Here is a 20,521-nt window from a genome sequence, read left to right as displayed (position 1 = left end):
CCATGCAATTGCTCGATGCCATCATGCTCTGTGTGCTGGTGGGCCTGGTGGGGGCGACGGTGACGGCGTACCGCGCCGGCAATGAGCGGCGGGACGTGCGCCTGCTGGCGGGCCTTGCCGCCCTGTGGGGCGCCGGCACGGCCGCGGCCCTGGCGTGGAGCTGATCAGGGTGGTGATGCAGATGCTGTGCACCCTGCGCCGCTGGCTGCGCGGCCTGGAACCCCGGGCCCGCGTGCACCTGGACCGGGGCTGGCTCGCCCGCTTGCGGCCCTGGCTGGAGCGGCGCGAGCTGTTCCGCTTTCAGCGCCAGCCGCTGGCGCGCGGTGTGGCGGCCGGCATGTTCTGCGGGCTCATTCCCGGCCCGCTGCAGATCCCCGGCACCCTGCTGGTGTGCGCGTGGCTGCGCGGCAACGTGGTGGCGGGCGGCGTGGCCACCTTCTATACCAACCCGTTCACCACCGTGCCGCTGTATGCCCTGGCCTTCTACCTGGGCGCGCTGGTGATGCCCGGCACGCAAACCCTGCCGCCATGGAACAGCGTGGCGCCGGGCGGCGATTTCTCCGTGCAGGCGATGGCGGCCTGGATCCAGGCCCTGGGCACGCCACTGCTGGTCGGCCTGCCCACGCTGGGATTGCTGCTCGCGGCGCTGGGTTACGCCGTGGTGCAGGTGCTGTGGCTGGCCCCCGCCCTGCAGCGCAAGCGCCGGCTGGCGCGCTGCCGCTCAGCCGCCGCGTAACGGACGAATCGGCGCTGCTCGCTTTCCGAAGCGCGAAATCCCGCAGATCCTGGAGTCCACGGGCAGCGAAACCGGCGCGCTGCTATCGCCAGTGCCACCGCGGGACTGGCTTGGCCAGGCCGCGGGTGGCGTCCCCCTGAGGGGGAAGCGGCGCAGCCGCTCAGGGGGCTCAATCCAGCTTGACGCCCACCTTGGTGATCACACGCCCCCACTTCTCGCGTTCGGCGCGCGCGAAGCTCCCCATCTGCGCGGCGGTGCCGGGCAAGGGTTCGACACCCAGGGCCTGCAGGCGCGCACGCGTGCGGGTGTCGGCAAGGGCGGTTTGAAGGGCCTTGCTGAACTGGGCCACCGCCTCGGCCGAGGTGCCATGGGGGGCGACCAGCCCCTGCCACGCAAAGCCCTCGAAGCCCTGCAGGCCCTGTTCGGCAATGGTGGCCACGTCGGGCATGGTGCCCACGCGCTGCGGGCTGGCCACGCCGATGGCCTTGACCTTGCCGGCGGCAAGGAACGGGTACACGGTGGCGCTGTCGATCCACATGGCCGGGACCTGGCCGCCGATCACGTCCTGGATGGCCGGTGCCGCACCCCGGTAGGGCACGTGCGTGAGCCTGAGGCCGCTTTGCTCGCGGAACAGCTCGCCCACCAGGTGGTGCGGGCTGCCGGGCCCGGCCGAGGCCCAGTTCACGCCGTCGGGCAGGCCCTTGGCCCAGGCCATGAACTCCTTGAGGTTCCTGGCGGGCACGTTGTTGGACACCACGAGGAACATGGGGAAGCGCACCAGCAGGCCCACGGGCTGGAAGTCCTTCTCGGCGTTGTAGCTCAGCTTGCTGAACAGGAACGGGTTGGCCGCCAGCGTGGCGAAGTCGGCCGAGAAGATCAGGTTGCCGAAGTCCTTGTTGCGCGCGCTGTACTCGGCCGCGATGTTGGTGCCCGCGCCGGGCTTGTTGTTGATGACGATGGGGCGGCCCAGCGTGGCCGACATCGACTCGGCGATGGTGCGCGCGACGATGTCCGAGCCGCCGCCGGCGGCATAGCCCACCACCCATTCCAGCGGCTTGGTGTCCTGGGCATGGGCCAGGGGGAGGGTGGTGGCCAGGGCCAGCCCGGCAAGGGTGGCGAGGAAGTGTTTGCGCAGCATGGTGTCGTCTCCGGGGTGTCGTCAAAAGAATCGGGCAAAGCCGGGGCTTGCACCGTCCGTGCGGTGCCAAGCCCCGGGGGGCGGATGGGGTGCGGGGGCGCGGCTAGGCCGCCAGGGCGTGCGTGGGCACCACGGGCGTGATGGCCTGGGTGGCGCGCCGGTCTGCCAGTGGCATCGCGGCGCCGCGCGCCAGCTGCAGGGCATGCAGCAGCGTGGCCTGGTCGCCGATGTGGTTGGCCAGCAGCAGCACGAGGCGGGCGTTCATGGCGTGGCTCTCGGGCGTGGACAGGCCCTGGTGCGCAGCGATCAGCGCCTCGTAAAAATCGTCGCAGGCCTGCAGGTGGGGCTGGGTGTTGAGCATGATGAAGGTGTTCCTTGTCAGGGGGCCGGCGCCGTGGCGTGGGCCAGGGCGGCACGCACCGCCGCTTCGGTGGGGGTGCGCCAACGTGCGCACACATGCTGGTCGGGGCGCACGAGGTACACGGTACGTGGCTGGGCATCGAGCCGCTGCGCGGCCAGCGCCTGGTGGTCGATCACGTCGATGCCGATCTGCAGCACCCGCACATGGGCCAGGTCCCGGGCCCAGGTGGGGGCGGGGCCAAACACCAGCAGCGTGAAGTCCGGCCCCAGCTCTCGCAGCAGCCACGTGGGGCGGCCCTGTTTTGTCAGGGGAGCGTCGAGCAGCACCGCGCCGGGCACCTGCGTGCCCGCGAAGGTGTCGGCGTCGGGCGTGTTCAGCGGCGACTGGTGCAGCGTGGCCGGCACCGACAGGCGTCCGCTGTTGACGATGCGGCGCGCAAACGCATGCTCGCGCGCCAGGTGCAGCGCCGCGTCGCGGAACAGGCGGCTCACCTCGCTCTTGGGCGTGATGAAGTCGGTGGCGCGGGTCGAGTTGCACAGGTTCTCGTCCGCCGCGTACTCGCGCTCGGGCCCGTAGGTGGCCAGCAGGGCAGGGCCCACCCGGCCCTTGAGCACCCAGTCCAGCTTCCAGGCCAGGTTCTCGGCATCCTGCACGCCGCTGTTGGCGCCGCGTGCGCCAAAGGGCGAGACGCCATGCGCGCTGTCGCCCGCGAAGACCACGCGGCCGTGCACGAACTGGTCCATGCGCAGGCAGGCAAAGGTGTAGACACTCGCCCAGTCCAGCTCGAACTGCGCATCCGCGCCCAGCAGCGCCTGCACGCGCGGGATGATGTTCCCGGGCTTCTTTTCTTCTTCCGGGTCGGCGTCCCAGCCCAGCTGGAAGTCGATGCGCCACACGTTGTCCGGCTGGCGGTGCAGCAGCACGCTCTGGCCGGGGTGAAAGGGCGGGTCGAACCAGAACCAGCGCTCGGTCGGGAAGTCCGCATCGCCCGCCAGCTTCACGTCGGCGATCAGGAACCGGTCCTGGAAGATGCGGCCCTTGCTTTCCAGTCCCATCATCTGGCGCAGGGGCGAACGCGAGCCGTCGCAGGCGGCCACCCATTGCGCATCCACCTGGTAGGGGCCTTCGGGCGTGTCGATGCTGAGCAGGGCGCCGTCGTTGCGTGCGGCCACGGCGGTCACCTTGTTGTGCCAGCGGATGTCGATGCCGGGCAGCTGCAGCGCGCGCTCCACCAGGTAGGCCTCGGCGTAGTACTGCTGCAGGTTGATGAACGCGGGGCGCTCGTGGCCTTCTTCGGGCAGCAGGTTGAATTCGTAGAGCTGCTCGTCCTTGAGGAACACCTTGCCCACGTTCCACGACACGCCCTTGTCCACCATGCGCTGGCCCACGCCCAGGCGGTCCCAGATTTCGAGCGTGCGCTTGGCGAAGCAGATGGCGCGCGAGCCGATGGAGAGCTTGTGGTCGTTGTCCAGCACCACCACGCGCTGGCCGCGCTGGGCCAGGTCGATGGCGAGCGACAGGCCCACGGGGCCCGCGCCCACGACTACGATGGGGTGCGGCGCGGGCGCGGCGCTGTCCTGGTCGGGTGAGCGCACGTAGCCGAAATCGATGGCCTGCACGTCCGGGCCGCTCGCGTGGAACGCCTCGGCAGGAATGTCTCTGGGGTTCATCTTTTGTCTCCTCCAGCCTCAGTGGCTCAGCCTTCCAGAGATTTCCACATCTGAATGTCGCGCTCGGCCGTCCAGATGCGCGGGTCGGGGTACTGCGTGGCCTCGTCGTAGGCGCGGGTCACGTCGAACGGCATGCAGTGGTTGAAGATCACCCAGTGGCCGTACTTGGGTTGCAGCTTCGCGAAGGTGGCCTCGTACACCTTGCGCAGGTCCTCGCCTTGGGCGGCGCTGGCCTTGACGCTTTCGTACAGGTCGCTGATGAAGGCGCGCGTGCCCGCCAGGCTCGCCTGCACCTGCTCGGGCGTCTGGAGCGCGGCGCCCCGGCCGGGCACCAGCTTCTCGGGTTTCAGGGCGGCCAGGTTGTCCAGGGTCTGCGGCCAGTCCTGGAAGTACGCATCGCCCGCATACGGCGTGGCGTCGAACTCCACCAGGTCTCCGGAAAAGAGGATTTTCTCCTGCGGCAGCCAGGCCACCGTGTCGCCCTTGGTGTGGCCCCGGCCCAGTTGCAGGATCTGCACTTCCACGCTGCCCAGCCACAAGGTCATCTTCTTGTTGAAGGTCATGGTCGGCCAGGTCAGGCCCTCGGGCACGCTCTCCACGTTCTGGAACAGGCGCGGAAAGCGGCCGATCTCGCTGTCCTTGTCGAACTGGCCGCGCTCCACGATCAGGTCGCGCGTGTCTTCGCTGGCGATGATGTGCTCGGCGCCGTAGGCGCTGGCACCCAGCACGCGCACGGCGTGGTAGTGGGAGAGCAGCACGTACTTGATGGGCTTGTCGGTGACTTCGCGGATGCGGCGGATCACGTCCTGCGCCATCACCGGCGTGGCCTGCGTGTCGATGACCATCACGGCGTCGTCGCCAATGATGATGCCGGTGTTGGGGTCGCCCTCGGCGGTGTAGGCATAGGCGTGGTCGGAGAGCTTGTCGAAGCTCACCTTCTTCACTTCGAGGTCGGCGGCGGAGGCAAAGGTTTTGACGGTGCTCATGGTGGTGATTTGTTAATGATGAATGCGTTTATCTAAACGGAATGTGTTGATGTTAGGCAAGAAATTCGTTTATGTCTAATGCATTCGTTTAGGTGAAAACCCGAAGAGGCTTGCCTTGCCGCCAGGCGTGGACAATCGGGCCCATGCCCATCACGACCCCCGACCTGCCCCTTGCCGATGACGAAGACACGCCCCGCAGCCCGCGCGGCATCCAGAGCGTGGAGGTGGGTGGGCAGTTGCTGAAGGTGCTGGCGCGCACCGGCCGGCGCATGGCGCTCAAGGACCTGGCCCGCGCGGCGGACATGACGGCCGCCAAGGCCCACCCCTACCTGGTGAGTTTTGGCAAGCTGGGCCTGATCGAGCAGGACGCCGTGAGCGGCCACTACGGCCTGGGCCCCTTGGCCATGCAGCTGGGCCTGATCAGCCTGCAGCAGGTGGACCCGGTGCGCCTGGCGATCGCCGAGCTGCCCGCGCTGGCCCAGCGCATCGGCTACACCGTGTCGGCCTCGGTGTGGGGCGACAGCGGCCCGACCATCATCCGTGTCGAGGAAGGCCCCACGGCCGTGTACGTGGCCATGCGCCACGGCACCACGGCCTCGGTGCGCCACACGGCCACGGGCAAGGTGTTCGCGGCCTTCGGGCCGCGCGAACGCGTCGCCGCAGCCTTGGCGGCCGAAGGGTTCGCGGGCGCGCTGGATGAACCCGCGTTCGCGGCCGAACTGGAGGCGGTGCGCACGCACCAGATCAGCGAGGTGACTGACCAGCTCCTGCCCGGCATCAGCGCGCTGGCCACGCCGGTGTTTGACGGGTTCGGGCAGCTGGTGCTGTGCCTGGCGGTGATCGGGCCCAGCGCCACGCTGCGGACGGGGCCCGCCAGCCCGGCGGCGCGGCATCTGCGCGAGGCCGCGCGGAGCCTGTCACAACGGCTGGGGGCGCCGGTGAGCTCCGCCTAGTGCGCCAGGGCGTTCAGGCGGTTGCGCGCCCCAGCGCCTGGTCGATATCCCACAGGATGTCGTCCACATCCTCGATCCCCACCGACAGCCGCACCATGTCCGCGCTCACGCCCGCGCGGGCCAGCTCTTCTTCGCTCAACTGGCGGTGGGTGGTGGAGGCGGGGTGGATCACCAGCGTCTTGGCGTCGCCGATGTTGGCCAGGTGGCTCAGGAATTCGCAGGCGTCGATGAACTTCTCGCCCGCCGCCGCGCCGCCCTTCACGCCAAACGTGAGGATGCCCGAGGCTCCGGGCGTTCCGTCCACGGCGCGGAACTGCTTTTGTGCCAAGTCGAAATACGGCGAATCTGCCAAACCGGGGTAGTTGACCCACGCCACCTGCGGGTGGCTTTGCAGAAACTTCGCCACGGCCAGCGCATTGCGGCAGTGTTCACGCATGCGCAGGTGCAGCGTTTCGGCGCCTTGCAGCAGCTGCCACGCGTTCATGGGCGACAGCACGCCGCCAAAGGTGCGGTTGACCTCCATGCGCGCCTTCATGGTGTAGCCGAAGTCGCCGAAGGTCTCGTAGAACTTCACGCCGTGGTAGGCGCGGCTGGGCTCCACCATCTCGGGGAACTTGCCGTTGTCCCACGGGAACTTGCCGCCCTCCACCACCACGCCGCCCATGGTCGTGCCGTGGCCGCCGATGTACTTGGTGGCGCTGTGCACCACGATGTCGGCGCCCAGGGCCAGCGGGTTGCACAGGTAGGGGCTGGCCACCGTGTTGTCGATGATGAGCGGCACGCCGTGCGCATGCGCCACCTCGGCCACGGCCGCGATGTCGAGCACGTTGACCAGCGGGTTGCCGATGGTCTCGCCGTACACGGCGCGGGTGTGGGGGCGCATGGCGCGGGCAAAGTTCTCGGGGTCGGCCGGGTCCACGAACGTGGTCTCGATGCCGAGGCGGCCAAAGCCCACGCCGAGCTGGCCCACCGTGCCGCCATAGAGCGTGCTGGCCGCCACGATGTGGTCGCCGGTCTTCAGGATGGCCAGCAGCGCCGCCATCTGCGCGGCCATGCCGCTGGCGCAGGCCAGCGCCGCGCGGCCGTTCTCCAGGCTGGCGATGCGCTCCTCGAACACGGCCACCGTAGGGTTGCTGATGCGGCTGTAGACGTTGCCGAAGGTCTGCAGGTTGAACAGGCTGCTCGCGTGTTCGGCGTTGTCGAACACGAAGCTGGTCGTCTGGTGGATCGGCGTGGCGCGTGCGCCGGTCACGGGGTCGGGCTGGGCGCCGGCGTGGATGGCGCGGGTGCCGAAGCCGAAGTCGCGGTCGGCGCCGGAGGGGTGGTCTGATGAGGACATGGTCTTGAATGAAATTGGCCGCAAGCGCTTGATGGTCAAGCGCTGGATGCTATGAATTTGCTAGTAAGGTAGTTGCCGCAGGCGCTTGGCGCTGATGACGCGCGTGTTCACGCCCATCCAGCCCAGGCCGCCAAACAGCCGCGCGTGCTCGATCTTCACGCAGCGGTTTTCGACCACCTGCAGCCCGGCGGCTTCCGCCCGCAGGCGGGCGGCCTCGTTGAACACGCCCAGCTGCAGCCACAGGCAGCGCGCGCCGATGGCGATCGCCTCCCCGGCCAGCGGGGGGATGTCCTCGCTCTTGCGAAAGCAGTCCACCATGTCGATGCGTTCGCCCCGGGCCGCGAGCGCCCGGGCGGCATCGGCCACGCTGGCGTAGGCCGTCTCCCCCAGAATCTGCCCACCCTCGCGCGCGACGAGCGGATTCACCGGCACGATGCGGTAGCCATGCGCCTGCATGTACTTGGCCGCGAAATAGCTGGGCCTGTGCCATTGGGGCGACAGTCCCACCACCGCAAGGGTGCGGCAGTGCGTCAGAATATCGCGCAGGGTGCTGATGGTGTCGGGCGTGCGTGTCATACATGGCAGTGTATGGGGACGGACTGCTGCGGCGCCAGAGCACCGTTGTCCATCCACACTGTGGCCCCGCCCCAGATTCCGAGGAGATCCCGTGCAGAACCCCCCACGCGCTCGCCGCGCCACTGGCCTTGTGGCCGCCGCCGTTGTCCTGTCCACCGTTGCCCTGAGCGCCTGCACGCCGCCCCGCGCGCCCGATGTCCCCAAGGTCCAGCGTGTCACGACCTACGCCTGTGACCGTGGCCCCATGCTGGTGGTGCACTGGCCCGCCCAGCCCGATGGCCCGGCGCTGCTGGAGATCAACGGCCGCACCGTGCCGCTGCAGCCTGAGCGTGTGGTCACCGGCTTTGGGTACGGCGACGGTGGCACCTACATCCGTGGCCAGGGCAACACGATGTTCTTCCAGGCGCCCCGTGTGCTGCGCGTGAACTGCGTGGCGCGCTGAGCCGAGCCCGCCACACTCGTAAAAACTGGCGCGCTCCCCACACCAGTGCCACCGTGGAACTGGCTCCGCCAGGCCACCGGTGGCGTCCCCCGCCGGGGGAAGGCGCGCAGCGCCTCAGGGGGGCTTCCTACTTGTACTTGATGCTGCAGCCATAAGGCTGTGTCGTCGCCGCCGAGATCGGCTTGCCCGCCAGCGCCTCCGACAGCCCCACCTTCACGTAGTTGGTGGCCTTCTCGATGTCGGCCGGCCGGGCCGAGGGGATACTGTCGATGCCGCCCGCATAGACCAGCACGCCCTGCGGGTTGACGATGTACAGGTGCGGCGTGGTGCGCGCGCCATAGCTTTTGCCCACGGTGCCCTCCTCGTCCATGAGCACGGCGGTGGGCACGGCCTTGCGCTCGGCGAGCCAGGCCGTGAGTTTGGCGGGCTCCAGGTAGTCGCTGCTGGCCTTCTCGGTGGAATTGACCGCCAGCCACACCACGTTCTGGCCAGTGGCGTGCTTCTGCGTGGCGGGCATGTTGCCGCTGTCGTAGTGCTTGCGCACGAAGGGGCAGCCGGGATTGGTCCACTCCAGCACCACATGTTTGCCCCTGAAGTCCGACAGGCGCACCGTCTTGCCGGCGGCGTCCTTGAGCGTGAAGTCCGGGGCGGGCTGGCCCACGGTCGCGGCGGCCTGGGCACCCAGCGCCACCAGCGCGGCGGTGGCAATCAACGTACGGCGAAGCATCTTCATGGCGGACTCTCCTGAAGGGTTGGCTGTCGATGGAAAAGAAACGGGGTGAAAACCTCTACAACTGGGCAATGGTGGCGCGCACCTCGTCCACGCTGAGCACCTCGGTCAGCACCACGGGCGGCTTGCCGGGCCGGTAGAACACGTACACGGGCACGCCGCTGCGGCCCAGCGCCGCCAGCGCGGCGGTGATGTCGGGGTCGCGGCGCGTCCAGTCCGCGCGCAGCAGGGCCACGTTCCTGGCCTGCAGGTCGGCGATCACGTCGGCGTCGGCCAGCGTGGTCTTCTTGTTGTATTGGCAGGTCACGCACCATGCGGCGGTGAAGTCCACGAACACAGGGCGGCCCGTGGCCACGATCTGCTCGGCCGCGCCGGGTGCCCAGGGCTGCCAGCCGTTGGCGGAAACCTGCGGGGCGGCCTGCGTGGCGGGCATGGTGGTGATATGCGGCGCAAAGGCCCAGACCAGCAAGGCCATCGCCGCGATGGACACACTGGCCATCCACACGCGCGCGCGGCCCGCCAGCGACAGCGCCCACACCACCAGCGACAGCCCCACCAGCAGGATCAGCAGCGCACCGGCGCCGTCGATGCCGCTTTGCTGGCCCAGCACCCACACCAGCCAGACCACGGTGGCCAGCATGGGGAAGGCCATGAGCTTGCGGAAGGTGTCCATCCACGCGCCGGGGCGCGGCAGCGCGCGGGCCACGGCGGGGATGAAACTCGCGGCCAGAAACGGCAGCGCCAGGCCCAGGCCCAGCGCCGCGAACACGGCCAGCGCCTGCGGCGCGGGCAGGGTGGCCGTGAGGCCCAGCGATGCGCCCATGAATGGTGCGGTGCAGGGCGATGCCACGGCCACGGCCAGCACGCCGGTCAGGAAGCTGTCGGCCACCGGGTGGCGCGCCTGCAGGCTGGCCACCGAGGACGGCAGGAACTGCCCGAACTCGAACACCCCCGCCAGGTTGAGCGCGATCAGCGTGAACAGCGCCGCCAGCGAGGCCACCACGGCCGGCGACTGCAGCTGAAAGCCCCAGCCAATGGCCTCGCCCGCCGCGCGCAGGCCCAGCATGAGCGCGCCGAGCAGCATGAACGACAGCACCACGCCCGCCCCGTAGGCCATGCCGCTGAGCCGGTGCGCGCGGCGGTCCTGCGCGTGCCGGGTGAAGCCCACCACCTTGATCGCCAGTACGGGGAACACGCAGGGCATGAGGTTGAGGATGAGGCCGCCGAGCAAGGCACCCAGCAGCGCCGCCGCGAGGGTGAGTGGCGATGCGCCGGAGCCTGCGGCCGACGCTGCCGCTCCTCCCGCTTGCGCTGCATTGGCCTTGAGCGCGGCCTCCAAGGCGGGCGACACGCTGGCCACCGAGGCCGCGGGGGGCCAGGTGCCCAGCACCTTGAGCTCGGCCCGGTAGCCGGTGCGGGTGTCGGGGCCGGTGGCGTGCGCGGCCATCTGCTCGGCCAGCACCACGGGCATCAGCGTGGGGCTGTTGCTGCGCTGGGCAGACAGGGGAATCTGCGCGGTCCAGACGGTGCCGTTCCAGGCCTGCTTCCAACTGGCGGCGTTGTCGATGACCTCGGCGGTTTCGGGGAACAGGTCCAGCGTCTTGCCCCGCAGCGCCACGGGCAGGCCCTGCACGCTGACCTGCAGCGCATTGCCGTCGGAAATCTGCGCCTGGCTGTCCGGCACGATGCCGCCGGTGCCCGCCAGCACGGGCCGGGGCTGCGCCTGGGCGGCCGCCTCGAACGCGGCGCCGTTCAGGGCCGTGGTGCTGCGCAGGGGCAGCTGCAGCGTGAATTCGCCCTCTTCGGGGATGCACTCCTTGCGGCAGACCAGCCAGGAGGCGCGCAGCTTGATCGTGGCGTCCCTGGCGAGCGGCCCGGCGGCAAAGCTGCCGGCCACCGTGACGGGCACGGGCAGCAGCACCGTGCCTTCATAGCCGTAGTTGGCCAGGGTGCCGATGGGGATCTTGCGGGGCAGGGGCCAGGCGATCTCGCCCGCGTCCAGGCCGGCGGGCAGCGTCCAGGCCAGGTCGGTGGGCAGGCCGGAGTCGCCGGGGTTCTTCCAGTAGGTATGCCACTCGGGCTGGTGGGTGATCGAGAGGCCCAGCCACAGCGGCTGGCCGGGCGCCACGCCCTGGGGGGCATGGGCCATCAGCTCGGCCCGCACATACGGCGTGGTGACCACGCTCGTGCCCTGGCCGCTGGTTTTGGAGCTGAATTGGGCGCTGGCGCTTGTCCATAAAGCGCTGGCAGCTATGAAAAGCAGAGTGACCGCAAGGCGGTGGAGCAGGCGTTGGGGCATGGTTGCAGTGTGGGAGCAGGCGCGGCGCCGTTGGTTCCGGCGCCCGGCCGTCCATTCAGTGAATCCGCCATTGTGCGCGGGACCGCCCTCCCTCTGGAACGGGGCGCGCCCCGCGGGCCCCCTGGGGAAACGGGCGCAGCAGCTCCGGCAGGAGGCGCCGGGGACCGCCCCGAAGAGCCGCCGCGTCTCGTGGCGGCACGGGGGCTACTGGGTGTTCAGGCTCAGTTCCGCACGCGGTGTCCACTTGTCGGGCTGGCTGCCCGACTTGGGCGCGGCCACGAACAGCCGTTCGGCGGGCAGCTTCTGCGCCACCAGATAGGCCCGGATCGCCTGGCCGCGTTCCTGCGCGAGTTCGGCGGCCATCGCGTCGGTGGCGCTCTGGCTGGTGATCAGCAGGGTTTCCATCTCGGGCACCGTGAGGTCCTTGGCCAGGCCCACCAGGTTGCGCGGCTTGGGGATGTCGGCGCGGCGGTACACCTCCTTGAGCAGGGCGGGGTACTCGGCCGCCGACACGGGCGCTGCCGTGTCGCCCCCGCCCGCACGGCGCTTTTCGGCGGCCACCAGCTGCTGCAGGCGTTCGCGCTGCAGGCCTTCGCGCTCGTCCTTGAGGCTCGCCATGCCGGTCACGGTGATCTTGAGGGCCGGCCGGTCGGTCAGCGCCTTCACCACCTTGTCCAGATTCTGTTTCGCCTCGGCCGTGAGCGCGGCGCTGCCCGACGCGAAGGCCACGTGGCTCAGCTCGTTGCCGCCGCCAAAGGCGCTGGCCAGCAGGCTGAAGGGGGCGGTGAGGGCCTTGCCGATGAGGTTGACGATGATCCGGCCGATCACCGGGCCCAGGCGGAACTGCGGGTCGTTCAGCGAGCCGCTGATGGGCAGGTCCAGGTCGATCACGCCGTCGCGGTCGGCCAGCAGCGCCACCGCCAGCTTCACCGGCAGGCTGTTGGGCGCACCCTCCACCGGCTCGCCAAAGGTCAGCTGGTTGAGCACCAGCCGGTTGCTGGCCGTGAGCTGGCCGCTCGGCAGCACCTTGTAGTTCACGTCCATGCTGAGCTTGCCGCGCTCGATGCCGTGTCCGGCGTACTTCACCGCATACGGCGTGAGCGGCGGCAGCTCCAGGTCGCGCACCTTGCCCACGATGTCGAGCGCCAGGGGCTTGGCCAGCGGGTTGAGCTTGCCGGTGACTTCCAGCGACGCCGAGCCCTCGGCACGGCCGCGCAGCTCCAGGTCGGCCAGCATGGGTTCGCCGCCCGGGGCCTCGGAAGAGAACGCGCTGAGCCGGCCGGTCAGCTCCGAGAGGTCGGCCGAGTAGTTGGGCCGGATGAAGAAGTCCGAGAACGCCACCCGGCCATTGACCAGGCTCACCGGCCCGAACTGCACCACCGGGGCCAGCGGGTCGGCCTGGGCCACTGCGGCGCTGGCGGGGGCCGCGGCGGAGGCAGAGGCCGCGGGGCCGCTCGCTGCGGCGCTGGCGGCGTTCGCGGCCTGCGCCTCGGCGGGGGTCTTGGCGATGTCGCTCAGGTTGATGCGGCCGGCCTCGTTCACGGTGATGCGCGCGAAGAAGTCCACCAGGCTGGTCTCCTTGACCTCCACGCGTGGCGCCGTGCCCGGCGCCGTGGCCACGGACAGGCCGCGCAGGCTCAGGCTTTTCCAGGCCAGCAGTTCCTCGCCCACCTGCGCCTCGGTCTTGGGCGTGGAGGCGGCCGTGCTGTTGGCCTTGAGTTCGTCGACGGCGGCGTCGCCCGCCAGGCGCAGGCTGGTGCCCTTGTCGTTCTGCGCCAGCGCGACCTGGCCCCGGAAACCCACGTCCGCGCGCAGCAGCTCCACCGACAGCTGGCTGGCCAGGTAGCCGTCCAGCGCATGCAGCGGCAGCCGCGCGATGTCGAGCTTGCCCTGCGCGGCCAGGGGCTGCAGGGCCAGGGTGCCCTGGTAGTCGATCCGGCCTGCCTCGGGCTTGCCCGCGCCCCTGGCGCCACCCTTGCCGGGCGCGGCCACGCGCGCCGAGAGCTGGAAGGCCTCGGGCCTGGCGCCGTCGCTGGCAAGGTTCCTGGCGCTCAGGTTCAGGGCGGAAACTTCCAGGGCCACGGGCCGTGCCTGGGCGTTGTCGGCGAAGGAGACCACGCCCCCCTGCACGGCGAAATCGGCCACGCGCAGCTTCCAGGGGGCGGCCGCGGCGGTGCCCGGGGGCGGGCTGGCGGGGGCGGGCGACGGGCTGGCGCCCTTGGCCCAGCGCTCGAACATCCAGCGCCCGTCCGCGCCCCGGTCCACCGTGGCCTGCGGCTGGCTGAGGGTCAGCTTCTCCAGCGTGACCGTGCGGGCATCCAGCGGCACCTGGGCGCCCTGCACCTCCAGCCTGCCCAGGCTGGCCAGCGTGGTCTTGCCCTGCTTCACCGACAGTTGCTCCAGGGCCAGGGGGCCGGCCGTCAGGGTGACGCCGGTGGCGCCGGCCTGCGCGGCCTTGGGGCTGGGCGCCTCCCACAACACGGCCACGTCGCCCGTCAGCTGTCCGGACACCTGCGGCTCCAGCGCCTGCGCCAGATAGGGGGCCGCCAGCTGCAGGGCCAGCGCGTTGACCGAGACAGTGGTCTGCGCCCGCCGGTCGGTGGCTTCGCCCACGAAGGCCAGGGCGCTGCCTTGCACGTTGAGGCCCCCCTTGAAGGTGAAGGGCTTCGACGATTCAGTGAAGGGCAGGGCGATGCCGGCGGCGTCCAGCGTGAAGTCGGTGGCCTGCAGCGCGGCGGCAGGGCGCGTGCCCTGGTCGGCCCAGCGCACGGTGCCGCCCCGCACCGCGGCGCTGGCGACGGACACCTCCCACGGCGCGGGCGCGCGGGGGCTGCGGCCCTGGCGCGCGCGGGGCCCGGTGCAGCGCCGCTGGCGGGTGTTGGGGGCGCTGCCTCGGAGCTGGCGGGCCCGCGCGCGGCGCTGGCCGGCGCGGCCTGTGCGACCTGCGCGGGGGCCGACGGCGCCTGGGCCAGCTGGGCCCAGTTGATGTCGCCCGACGCGTTGCGCGTGGCGGTCACCACGGGCGCGGTCAGCTCCACATGGCTCAGATGCACGATCTGTTCCAGCGGCCGCACATCGGCCATGTCGATCTTCAGCCCGTCGTAGGCCAGCAGGTCCTGGCCGCCCCGGTCGGTCATGCGCACATCGCGTGCCTGGACGGTCCCGCTGAGCTTCACGGCCATGCGGGGCGCCTGCTCGAACGCCACTTTCACATCCACATCCAGCGTGGCGCCCTGCACCTTGACCGGCAGGCTCGCGGGCAGGTACCCCAGATAGGGCGCGAGATTCAGCCCCTGCCAGCGGACGTTCGCGTCGGCATGGGTGGTCTGGGCGAAGGGGGTGCCCTGGGCGGAGGAGTCGAAGCGGCTGCCGCCCAGCACGAACGCCAGGTGGGGCTCGACCTTCACGTCGCGCTGGCTGGAAAGGGTGCTCACGAACGGCACCTGCAGCGCCAGCTCGCGCACCTCATGGGTCTTGCCCACGCTGCTGTCGGTGAAGTCGATGCTGCCGCCGGTCAGCGCCAGGTTGTAGAGCGCCAGGCGCGCCGGCCCCGTGTCGGGCTCGTTCGTGGGCGCGGTGACCTTGGCGATGATGTCGTCCACGTCGTAATGGCCATCGCCGCGGTGCGTGAGGCGCAGCACGGGGTTTTCCACGGTGAAGGCATCCACCACGGGCGCCAGGCGCAGCAGTGACTGCAGTTCGCCGTCGGCGTAGATGCGGCCGATGGTGAGCTGGGGTGGCGCGCCCTCGTCGGCGCCGGCCACCGCCACGTCGCGCAGGGCCAGCTCCAGCGTCCAGGGCTTGAAATCGATCGCGCCCACCGTCACGGCACGGCCCAGCTGCGCGGTGGCCGCGCGCTCCAGCGGGCCCTTGAGCAGCGGCGGCACGGCCAGCCAGGTCAACAGCCACAGCCCGGCCAGGGCCAGGGCGGCGCGCACGATGGGGCGGAACCAGCGGTGCTGGCGGACGGAGGCAGGGGTGACGGAGCGCAGGGAAAACGGCATGGCGGCAGGCAGAAGTGAGCGCCGCCGTCCCAGGAGGCCTGGTGCAAGACCGCGTGCGCGGGCCGCTATTGTCCCTGTTGTACGTCAGGCCGCGTAAACCAATGCAACGGGGGTACCGCCCTGGCTCAAGATTGTTGACATTTGAGGGGGTGGCCAGGGCGTGGGCTCACTGGGCAAAGCCCGGTGCCACCCTGCGGGTGGTGGCCAAGTGCCACGTCTTTTGGTGCGCACTCATTTGCGCTGCGCACCCATGAGTGCTCCCCAAGGAAAAGCGCTCTTCGCTGCGCTCACTGGGCAAAGCCCAGCACCACCCTGCGGGTGGTGGCGCTTTTCTTTTCAATCTTCGTCACCACGATGGCGCCGATCTCGGACGTGTTGGCCACATGGGTGCCGCCACAGGGCTGCAGGTCGATCAGCGGTGCACCGCTGTCACCCCCGATGCGGATGGTGCGGATGCGCCCCGTGCCGCGCGGGGGCTGCACGCTCATGCTCTTGACCAGGGCGGGGTTGGCGTCCAGTTCTTCGTCGCTGATCGAGGCCACCGTGAGCGGGTGCGCGGCGGCCACCAGGGCGGCGATGGCGGCGGTGAGGGCTTCCTTGTCGAGCGGGTCGGTCATCGCGAAGTCCAGCCGCGCGTAGTCGGGGGTGATGGAGCAGCCGTTGACCAGCTGCGGCACCACATGGCACAGCAGGTGCGAGGTGGTGTGCAGGCGCATCATGCGGTGGCGGCGTTCCCAGTCGATGCGGGCGGTCACGGCGGTGCCTGCCGCGAGCTGGGCCACGCGGTCTTCCTGCCCCGGGGCGGGGACATGCACGATGTCGCTGGTGGCATGGCCTTCGGCGTCCTTGCCCTTGCGGGTGTCGGCGATGGCGATGCCGCTGCCGTCGGCGAGCAAGAGCACGCCGCTGTCGCCGGCTTGGCCCCCGCCCAGCGGATAGAACACCGTGCGGTCCAGCACGATGGCGCCGGTGTCGGTGATGGCGGTGACGTGCGCATCGCATTCGCGCAGGTACGCGTCTTGTCGGAAGATGTCTTGGGTCATCCGGTGATGGTAGCGGCATGGGCGGCGCCCCGTGGCTGCAGGGATACCACGGGCGCGGGCCGCCGGCTGCCATGGGCTGGGCAAGGCGGCGCCGAAGTGACGCGGCCCCGGACAGGCCCTAACATCGCGGCATGACCGCTGCCGCCGCGACCTCCTCCGCCCGCCCCGCCTTGCCCTCCCGCTTCTGGGCCGACCTGTCCACCCGCGACTTTGCCGCGCTGCAGGGCACGGGCCAGGCCGGCCAGGTGGTGGCCGTGCTGCCCGTGGCCGCCGTCGAGCAGCATGGCCCGCACCTGCCGCTGTCGGTGGATGCCACCCTGCTGCAGGGCGTGATCGACGCGGCGCTGCCGCAGCTGCCCGCCGACCTGCCCGTGCTCTTCCTGCCGCCGCAGAACGTGGGCCTGAGCCCGGAGCACATCCGCTTTCCGGGCACGCTCACGCTGTCTCCAGCCACGGTGATCGCGCTGTGGACCGAGATCGGCGAATGTGTGGCCCGTGCGGGCATCAAGAAGCTGCTGCTGTTCAACGGCCACGGCGGCCAGGTGAGCGTGATGGACATCGTGGCGCGCGAACTGCGCACGCGCTGCGACCTCATCGTCTACAGCGCCAGCTGGTTCAGCCTGCCGCTGCCCGATGCGGTGGCGGGCCAGTTCAGCGGTGAGGAGCACCGCTTTGGCATCCACGCGGGCGAGATCGAGACCTCGATGATGCTGCACCTGGCGCCTGGCGCGGTGCACATGGAGCACGCGCGGGATTTCCGCTCCACGTCGCAGGACCGGGCGGAGCGTTACGCCATTCTGGGCAACGGCAAGAGCGCCAAGCTGGGCTGGCAGATGCAGGACTACCACCCCGCGGGTGCCGTGGGCAATGCCGCTGGCGCCACGGCGGGCAAGGGGCGCGCGGTGGTGGAGGCCGCGGCGGGCCAACTGGTGGCGTTGCTGCAGGAGCTTGCGGACCTGGCGCCGCAGACGGTGCGCCCCGATACGGAATGGGAATAGGCCCGGATGTGCTGGCCGAGCCCGCCGTGGCCCGGCGGCGCCATGCTTCGCCGGGCTTTGCCACGGCTGCGCCCGTGAGCTCGAACCCCGTGCCCTGAACCCGGTTCCGGGCGCGCTGGATGGTCAGGCAGGGGAACAGGCGGGCCCGCTGGCGGCTATGCGTGCGTGATCCAGTCCAGGTGCGGCCCCTCGTTCAGGTGCGGCAGGGTGTTGAAGGTCTGCATCATCAGCCGCTTGGGCGCGATGGAGAACTCCGTCACCGCGCTGTTGCGCAGGCGCATGTTCAGGGCGATCGTCACCTCGGGCGCCGTGCCCAGCACCTCGCCCACGGCGGTCGAGATGGGTCCGCCGCTGCTCACCAGCAGCACGTTGTGGCCCACGTGGTGATGGCGCACATGGTCCAGTGCCGCGCGCACGCCGGCGGAGAATTCGTTCCAGCTGGGCATGCCCTGCGGGCTGATGACGCCGGCCATCCACTGCGCGAGCGCGTCGCACAGGATGCGAAAGTGCGCGCGGTAGCGCTCTGGCGTGTCGGCCGGGCCCAGGGGCTGGGGGTGGATGGCGGCGATCAGCGCATGGCTGTCGTACTCGTTGAGCCCCGGCAGCCGCAGTACCTCGGGCGCGGTCCGCAGGCCCTCGGCGATGCCTTCCAGCGTTTGTGTGTGGCGGCGCAGCGTGCCGGTGATCACGGCGTCGAACGCCAGGCCGCGCGCGCGCCAGTATTCGCCCAGGCGCACGGCCTGCTCACGGCCCCGCGCGCTCAGCTGGTCGTAGTCATCCGCGCCAAACGAGGCCTGGCCGTGGCGCACGAGGTAGAGGGTTCCCATGCGGCGGATTGTGGCCAGATCCGGGCCTTGGCGCTTGTCGCACAAGCGACCAATGCTACTGAAGATGTAGCAATTGAGCCTGTATGGACAAGGCTGTCAGGTCGCCAGGACGCTGCCGAACACCGGCGCGTCGACGTTGCCTCCCGTCAACGCCAGGCCCACTGCCTGCCCCTGGAGCTGCGCGCGCTCCTGCAGCGCCGCCGCCAGCGCGGCCGCGCCCGCGCCCTCGGCCACGTTGTGCGTGTCGGTGAAAAGGGCACGCATGGCGGCGGCCACCTCGTCGTCGCTCACCTGCACGATGTGGTCGATGTGCGGGGCGATGATGGCCAGCGCCTCCCGGTCGGCCACGCGGCAGGCCATGCCGTCAGCCAGGCGCGTGGTGACCGGCGCCTCGACCACGCGGCCTGCGGCCAGCGAGTCGGCGTAGGTGGTGGCATGGCTGCTGACCACGCCCACCACGCGCACGCCGTGGCCCAGCGCCAGCTTGGCCGCGATGGCCGAGCACGCGCCCGAACCCTGGCCGATGGGCACGTACACCACGTCGAGCTGGGGCACGGCGCGCAGGAACTCCCACCAGTAGGTGCTCACGCCGCGCAGCAGGTCGGGGTGGAAGCTGGGCACCATGTGGGCGCCGCGCTCGGCCGCGAGGTCCATGGCGAACTCGCGCGCCTCCTGGAAGTCGCTGCCGTGCTCGATGAGCGTGACGCCCAGCGCGCGCATGGCGGCGTTCTTCTCGACCGAGTTGCCTTCGGGCACGACGATGGTGCAGGCCACGCCGTGGCTGCGCGCGGCCCAGCCCATGCTCTGTCCGTGGTTGCCGCGCGTGGCGCTGATCACCTCCCGGGGCATGGCGCCGCGCCGGGCGAGCTGGTCGAAGTAGGTCAGGCCGCCGCGGATCTTGAAGGCGCCCACGGGCGTGTGGTTCTCGTGCTTGAGCCAGCAGTCGGTGCCCAGGCGTTCGCTCAGCAGGCCCCAGCGGTACTGGGGCGTGGGCGGAAAGTCGCGGTACACCACCTGCGCGGCGGCCTCGATGTCGGCCAGGGTGGGCAGGAGGGGGGCGGTGTCGAGGCGGGCGTTCATGCGGCGGCTTTCTTTTCGGTGAGCAGTCTGAGGGCGAGCAGGCCGAGCACCGTGCCCATGAAGTAGCGCTGGGCCCGCATCCATGCGGCGTTGCGGTTGAGGAACAGCGCCACGCGGGCGGCGCACAGGATCAGCAGTGCGTTGACGGCCGCGCTGGTGGTGATCTGCACCGCGCCCAGCGTCAGGCTCTGCAGCAGCAGGTGGCCGCGCTCGGGGTGCAGGAACTGCGGGAAGAACGACAGGTAGAACATGGCGACCTTGGGGTTCAGGAGGTTGGTCATGAAGCCCATGAGGAACAGCGTGCGCGGGCCGTCGTGCGGCAGGTTGCGGGCCTCGAAGGGCGCGGCGCCGCCGGGCTTGACGGCCTGCCAGGCCATCCACAGCAGGTAGGCGGCCCCGGCGTAGCGGATGGCATCGAACGCCACGGGCACGGCGGCCAGCAGCGCGGTGAGGCCCAGTGCCGCCGCCAGCAGGTGCACCAGAAAGCCCAGCACCACGCCCGCCAGCGAGATCAGCCCCGCGCGCGGCCCCTGCGTGAGGCTGCGCGAGACGCAATAGACCATGTTGGGGCCGGGCGTGAGCACCAGCACGAGGGCGGCGAGCGCGAAGAGCAGCAGTTCCTGTGCGGAAAAGAGCATGGTGGTTACTCCGGAATGAAGGATGAAAGGGTGACCGGGCCGCGCGGCGTGGAGAGCTGGGCGGTGAGGCGGGGCACATCCCCCGCGCCCACGGCCACGTGGGCCGCCACGCCGACTGCTGCGCAGGCGGCCTGCAGCGTGGCCGATTGCGGGTGCTGCAGCGCCAGGGACTGCAGTTGCACGCCAGATGCCGGCAGGCTGTCGCAAGGGTGCGCATCGCTCCACTGGATGAGCGTGGGCAGGCAGCCGTCCATCAGGCGCAGCCCATCGCCGCGCACGGTGATCTGCCACTGCAGCAGCCCTTGCGGCGTGGGACGGCTGGCGGTGACGATGGCGCCGCGCTCCATGCCGAGCGCCGACAGCGCGGCGCACCCTTCGGCCACGTCGGGCACGGAAGCCACCCAGTGGATGAGCCGTGGGCCGTGTTGCGCCACCTGGTGCTGCAAGGCGGCATCATCCATGTCAAACCAGCGTCTGGCGCTTTCTGGTATTGCGCGAGCAGCTCCTGGGTTGATAGCAATGATCTCCAGGTAGGTGCGTGGATGCGCGGTGCTCCCGACATTCAGGATGCGGTTGTGCGTGCCCATCAGCGGGTGTTCGCCGCCTGCCGTGGGCGTGATGCCCAGCGTGCGTTCGCACCACGACACGCCCGAGGCCAGGTCGGCCGCGAGCACGACCAGATGGTCCACGCAGGGCGGCCT

20 protein-coding genes are annotated in these 20,521 nt (G+C 70.4%); 5 read left to right on the top strand and 15 right to left on the bottom strand.

The window, feature by feature from the left end; translation table 11 throughout:
* Positions 1 to 2 precede the first annotated feature (2 nt).
* Both AC3RCE_RS22740 and AC3RCE_RS22735 read left to right on the top strand, forming a co-directional pair.
* Entirely contained in the window at positions 3 to 164 is a 162-nt protein-coding gene (locus tag AC3RCE_RS22740) for a hypothetical protein (protein WP_218296916.1), read from the top strand.
* Positions 155 to 736, top strand: coding sequence for a DUF2062 domain-containing protein (locus AC3RCE_RS22735; RefSeq protein WP_492254023.1), 582 nt, complete (start codon positions 155 to 157; stop codon positions 734 to 736). The genes AC3RCE_RS22740 and AC3RCE_RS22735 overlap by 10 nt, the downstream gene beginning before the upstream one ends.
* Positions 737 to 905: 169 nt before the next feature.
* On the opposite strand, the gene AC3RCE_RS22730 is transcribed toward AC3RCE_RS22735, so the two are convergent.
* From AC3RCE_RS22730 to AC3RCE_RS22715, 4 genes are all read right to left on the bottom strand, one after another.
* Complete coding sequence (locus tag AC3RCE_RS22730; protein ID WP_492254022.1) at positions 906 to 1,874, bottom strand: Bug family tripartite tricarboxylate transporter substrate binding protein; 969 nt, start codon at positions 1,872 to 1,874, stop codon at positions 906 to 908.
* A 103-nt stretch (positions 1,875 to 1,977) separates the two neighbouring features.
* Entirely contained in the window at positions 1,978 to 2,238 is a 261-nt protein-coding gene (locus tag AC3RCE_RS22725) for a DUF2783 domain-containing protein (protein ID WP_218297010.1), read from the bottom strand.
* Between the two features lie 14 nt (positions 2,239 to 2,252).
* The gene (locus AC3RCE_RS22720; RefSeq protein WP_369643520.1) at positions 2,253 to 3,905 is read right to left on the bottom strand and encodes an FAD-dependent oxidoreductase; all 1,653 of its coding nucleotides are present in this window, start codon (positions 3,903 to 3,905) and stop codon (positions 2,253 to 2,255) included.
* A gap of 26 nt (positions 3,906 to 3,931) precedes the next feature.
* On the bottom strand, positions 3,932 to 4,891 hold the full coding sequence (locus tag AC3RCE_RS22715) for an MBL fold metallo-hydrolase (RefSeq protein ID WP_492254021.1): 960 nt from the start codon (positions 4,889 to 4,891) through the stop codon (positions 3,932 to 3,934).
* Positions 4,892 to 5,034: 143 nt separating this feature from the next.
* Here AC3RCE_RS22715 and AC3RCE_RS22710 point away from each other — a divergent pair, with 143 nt between their 5' ends.
* Positions 5,035 to 5,844, top strand: a complete 810-nt coding sequence (locus AC3RCE_RS22710) for an IclR family transcriptional regulator (RefSeq protein WP_492254020.1) — start codon at positions 5,035 to 5,037, stop codon at positions 5,842 to 5,844.
* Between the two features lie 13 nt (positions 5,845 to 5,857).
* Here the strand turns inward: AC3RCE_RS22710 and AC3RCE_RS22705 are convergent, their stop codons facing one another.
* Both AC3RCE_RS22705 and AC3RCE_RS22700 read right to left on the bottom strand, forming a co-directional pair.
* Complete coding sequence (locus AC3RCE_RS22705; RefSeq protein ID WP_492254019.1) at positions 5,858 to 7,183, bottom strand: O-acetylhomoserine aminocarboxypropyltransferase/cysteine synthase family protein; 1,326 nt, start codon at positions 7,181 to 7,183, stop codon at positions 5,858 to 5,860.
* A 60-nt stretch (positions 7,184 to 7,243) separates the two neighbouring features.
* On the bottom strand, positions 7,244 to 7,759 hold the full coding sequence (locus tag AC3RCE_RS22700) for a CoA-binding protein (RefSeq protein WP_492254018.1): 516 nt from the start codon (positions 7,757 to 7,759) through the stop codon (positions 7,244 to 7,246).
* 91 nt (positions 7,760 to 7,850) lie between these two features.
* Here AC3RCE_RS22700 and AC3RCE_RS22695 point away from each other — a divergent pair, with 91 nt between their 5' ends.
* Entirely contained in the window at positions 7,851 to 8,201 is a 351-nt protein-coding gene (locus AC3RCE_RS22695) for a hypothetical protein (protein ID WP_218296924.1), read from the top strand.
* A 127-nt stretch (positions 8,202 to 8,328) separates the two neighbouring features.
* Here AC3RCE_RS22695 and AC3RCE_RS22690 read toward each other — a convergent pair whose 3' ends face one another.
* The 5 genes from AC3RCE_RS22690 to AC3RCE_RS22670 all read right to left on the bottom strand — a co-directional run bounded on the left by AC3RCE_RS22690 (position 8,329) and on the right by AC3RCE_RS22670 (position 16,277).
* On the bottom strand, positions 8,329 to 8,934 hold the full coding sequence (locus AC3RCE_RS22690; RefSeq protein WP_218341302.1) for a thioredoxin family protein: 606 nt from the start codon (positions 8,932 to 8,934) through the stop codon (positions 8,329 to 8,331).
* A 55-nt stretch (positions 8,935 to 8,989) separates the two neighbouring features.
* Positions 8,990 to 11,230, bottom strand: a complete 2,241-nt coding sequence (locus AC3RCE_RS22685; RefSeq protein WP_492254017.1) for a protein-disulfide reductase DsbD family protein — start codon at positions 11,228 to 11,230, stop codon at positions 8,990 to 8,992.
* A gap of 204 nt (positions 11,231 to 11,434) precedes the next feature.
* Positions 11,435 to 13,618 (bottom strand): DUF748 domain-containing protein, encoded by a 2,184-nt coding sequence (locus AC3RCE_RS22680; RefSeq protein WP_492255425.1) that lies wholly within the window; start codon positions 13,616 to 13,618, stop codon positions 11,435 to 11,437.
* Positions 13,619 to 13,725: 107 nt separating this feature from the next.
* Positions 13,726 to 15,234, bottom strand: coding sequence for a DUF748 domain-containing protein (locus AC3RCE_RS22675; RefSeq protein WP_492254016.1), 1,509 nt, complete (start codon positions 15,232 to 15,234; stop codon positions 13,726 to 13,728).
* A gap of 287 nt (positions 15,235 to 15,521) precedes the next feature.
* A complete protein-coding gene (locus tag AC3RCE_RS22670) occupies positions 15,522 to 16,277 on the bottom strand; it encodes an alanyl-tRNA editing protein (RefSeq protein ID WP_492254015.1) in 756 nt (251 codons plus the stop codon).
* Positions 16,278 to 16,408: 131 nt separating this feature from the next.
* On the opposite strand from AC3RCE_RS22670, the gene AC3RCE_RS22665 reads away from it, so the two are divergent.
* Positions 16,409 to 17,275 carry a creatininase family protein gene (locus AC3RCE_RS22665; RefSeq protein WP_218296929.1) on the top strand — a complete coding sequence of 289 codons (867 nt, stop codon included), beginning with the start codon at positions 16,409 to 16,411 and terminating at the stop codon, positions 17,273 to 17,275.
* A gap of 155 nt (positions 17,276 to 17,430) precedes the next feature.
* Here AC3RCE_RS22665 and AC3RCE_RS22660 read toward each other — a convergent pair whose 3' ends face one another.
* From AC3RCE_RS22660 to AC3RCE_RS22645, 4 genes are all read right to left on the bottom strand, one after another.
* Positions 17,431 to 18,102: a histidine phosphatase family protein gene (locus tag AC3RCE_RS22660; RefSeq protein ID WP_218296930.1), complete on the bottom strand. Its 672-nt coding sequence runs from the start codon at positions 18,100 to 18,102 to the stop codon at positions 17,431 to 17,433.
* Between the two features lie 96 nt (positions 18,103 to 18,198).
* Positions 18,199 to 19,182, bottom strand: coding sequence for a threonine dehydratase (locus AC3RCE_RS22655; RefSeq protein WP_492254014.1), 984 nt, complete (start codon positions 19,180 to 19,182; stop codon positions 18,199 to 18,201).
* Positions 19,179 to 19,820, bottom strand: a complete 642-nt coding sequence (locus tag AC3RCE_RS22650; protein WP_218341811.1) for a LysE family translocator — start codon at positions 19,818 to 19,820, stop codon at positions 19,179 to 19,181. Before AC3RCE_RS22650 ends, AC3RCE_RS22655 begins: the two co-directional genes overlap by 4 nt.
* 5 nt (positions 19,821 to 19,825) lie before the next feature.
* Positions 19,826 to 20,509 carry a VOC family protein gene (locus tag AC3RCE_RS22645; RefSeq protein WP_492254013.1) on the bottom strand — a complete coding sequence of 228 codons (684 nt, stop codon included), beginning with the start codon at positions 20,507 to 20,509 and terminating at the stop codon, positions 19,826 to 19,828.
* Between the last annotated feature and the right edge of the window lie 12 nt (positions 20,510 to 20,521).

This window comes from Acidovorax sp. GW823-FHT05D11, assembly GCF_058795695.1.
This window is presented reverse-complemented; position numbering and strand designations above follow the sequence as displayed.

What these genes read in the sequence shown, in the direction of transcription:
- AC3RCE_RS22655 (WP_492254014.1), bottom strand. Translation starts at nt 19,182, where the DNA reads ATGAACGCCCGCCTCGACACCGCCCCCCTCCTGCCCACCCTGGCCGAC.
- AC3RCE_RS22665 (WP_218296929.1), top strand. Translation starts at nt 16,409, where the DNA reads ATGACCGCTGCCGCCGCGACCTCCTCCGCCCGCCCCGCCTTGCCCTCC.
- AC3RCE_RS22670 (WP_492254015.1), bottom strand. Translation starts at nt 16,277, where the DNA reads ATGACCCAAGACATCTTCCGACAAGACGCGTACCTGCGCGAATGCGAT.
- AC3RCE_RS22715 (WP_492254021.1), bottom strand. Translation starts at nt 4,891, where the DNA reads ATGAGCACCGTCAAAACCTTTGCCTCCGCCGCCGACCTCGAAGTGAAG.
- AC3RCE_RS22710 (WP_492254020.1), top strand. Translation starts at nt 5,035, where the DNA reads ATGCCCATCACGACCCCCGACCTGCCCCTTGCCGATGACGAAGACACG.
- AC3RCE_RS22650 (WP_218341811.1), bottom strand. Translation starts at nt 19,820, where the DNA reads ATGCTCTTTTCCGCACAGGAACTGCTGCTCTTCGCGCTCGCCGCCCTC.
- AC3RCE_RS22685 (WP_492254017.1), bottom strand. Translation starts at nt 11,230, where the DNA reads ATGCCCCAACGCCTGCTCCACCGCCTTGCGGTCACTCTGCTTTTCATA.
- AC3RCE_RS22720 (WP_369643520.1), bottom strand. Translation starts at nt 3,905, where the DNA reads ATGAACCCCAGAGACATTCCTGCCGAGGCGTTCCACGCGAGCGGCCCG.
- AC3RCE_RS22690 (WP_218341302.1), bottom strand. Translation starts at nt 8,934, where the DNA reads ATGAAGATGCTTCGCCGTACGTTGATTGCCACCGCCGCGCTGGTGGCG.
- AC3RCE_RS22705 (WP_492254019.1), bottom strand. Translation starts at nt 7,183, where the DNA reads ATGTCCTCATCAGACCACCCCTCCGGCGCCGACCGCGACTTCGGCTTC.
- AC3RCE_RS22700 (WP_492254018.1), bottom strand. Translation starts at nt 7,759, where the DNA reads ATGACACGCACGCCCGACACCATCAGCACCCTGCGCGATATTCTGACG.
- AC3RCE_RS22675 (WP_492254016.1), bottom strand. Translation starts at nt 15,234, where the DNA reads ATGCCGTTTTCCCTGCGCTCCGTCACCCCTGCCTCCGTCCGCCAGCAC.
- AC3RCE_RS22740 (WP_218296916.1), top strand. Translation starts at nt 3, where the DNA reads ATGCAATTGCTCGATGCCATCATGCTCTGTGTGCTGGTGGGCCTGGTG.
- AC3RCE_RS22660 (WP_218296930.1), bottom strand. Translation starts at nt 18,102, where the DNA reads ATGGGAACCCTCTACCTCGTGCGCCACGGCCAGGCCTCGTTTGGCGCG.
- AC3RCE_RS22730 (WP_492254022.1), bottom strand. Translation starts at nt 1,874, where the DNA reads ATGCTGCGCAAACACTTCCTCGCCACCCTTGCCGGGCTGGCCCTGGCC.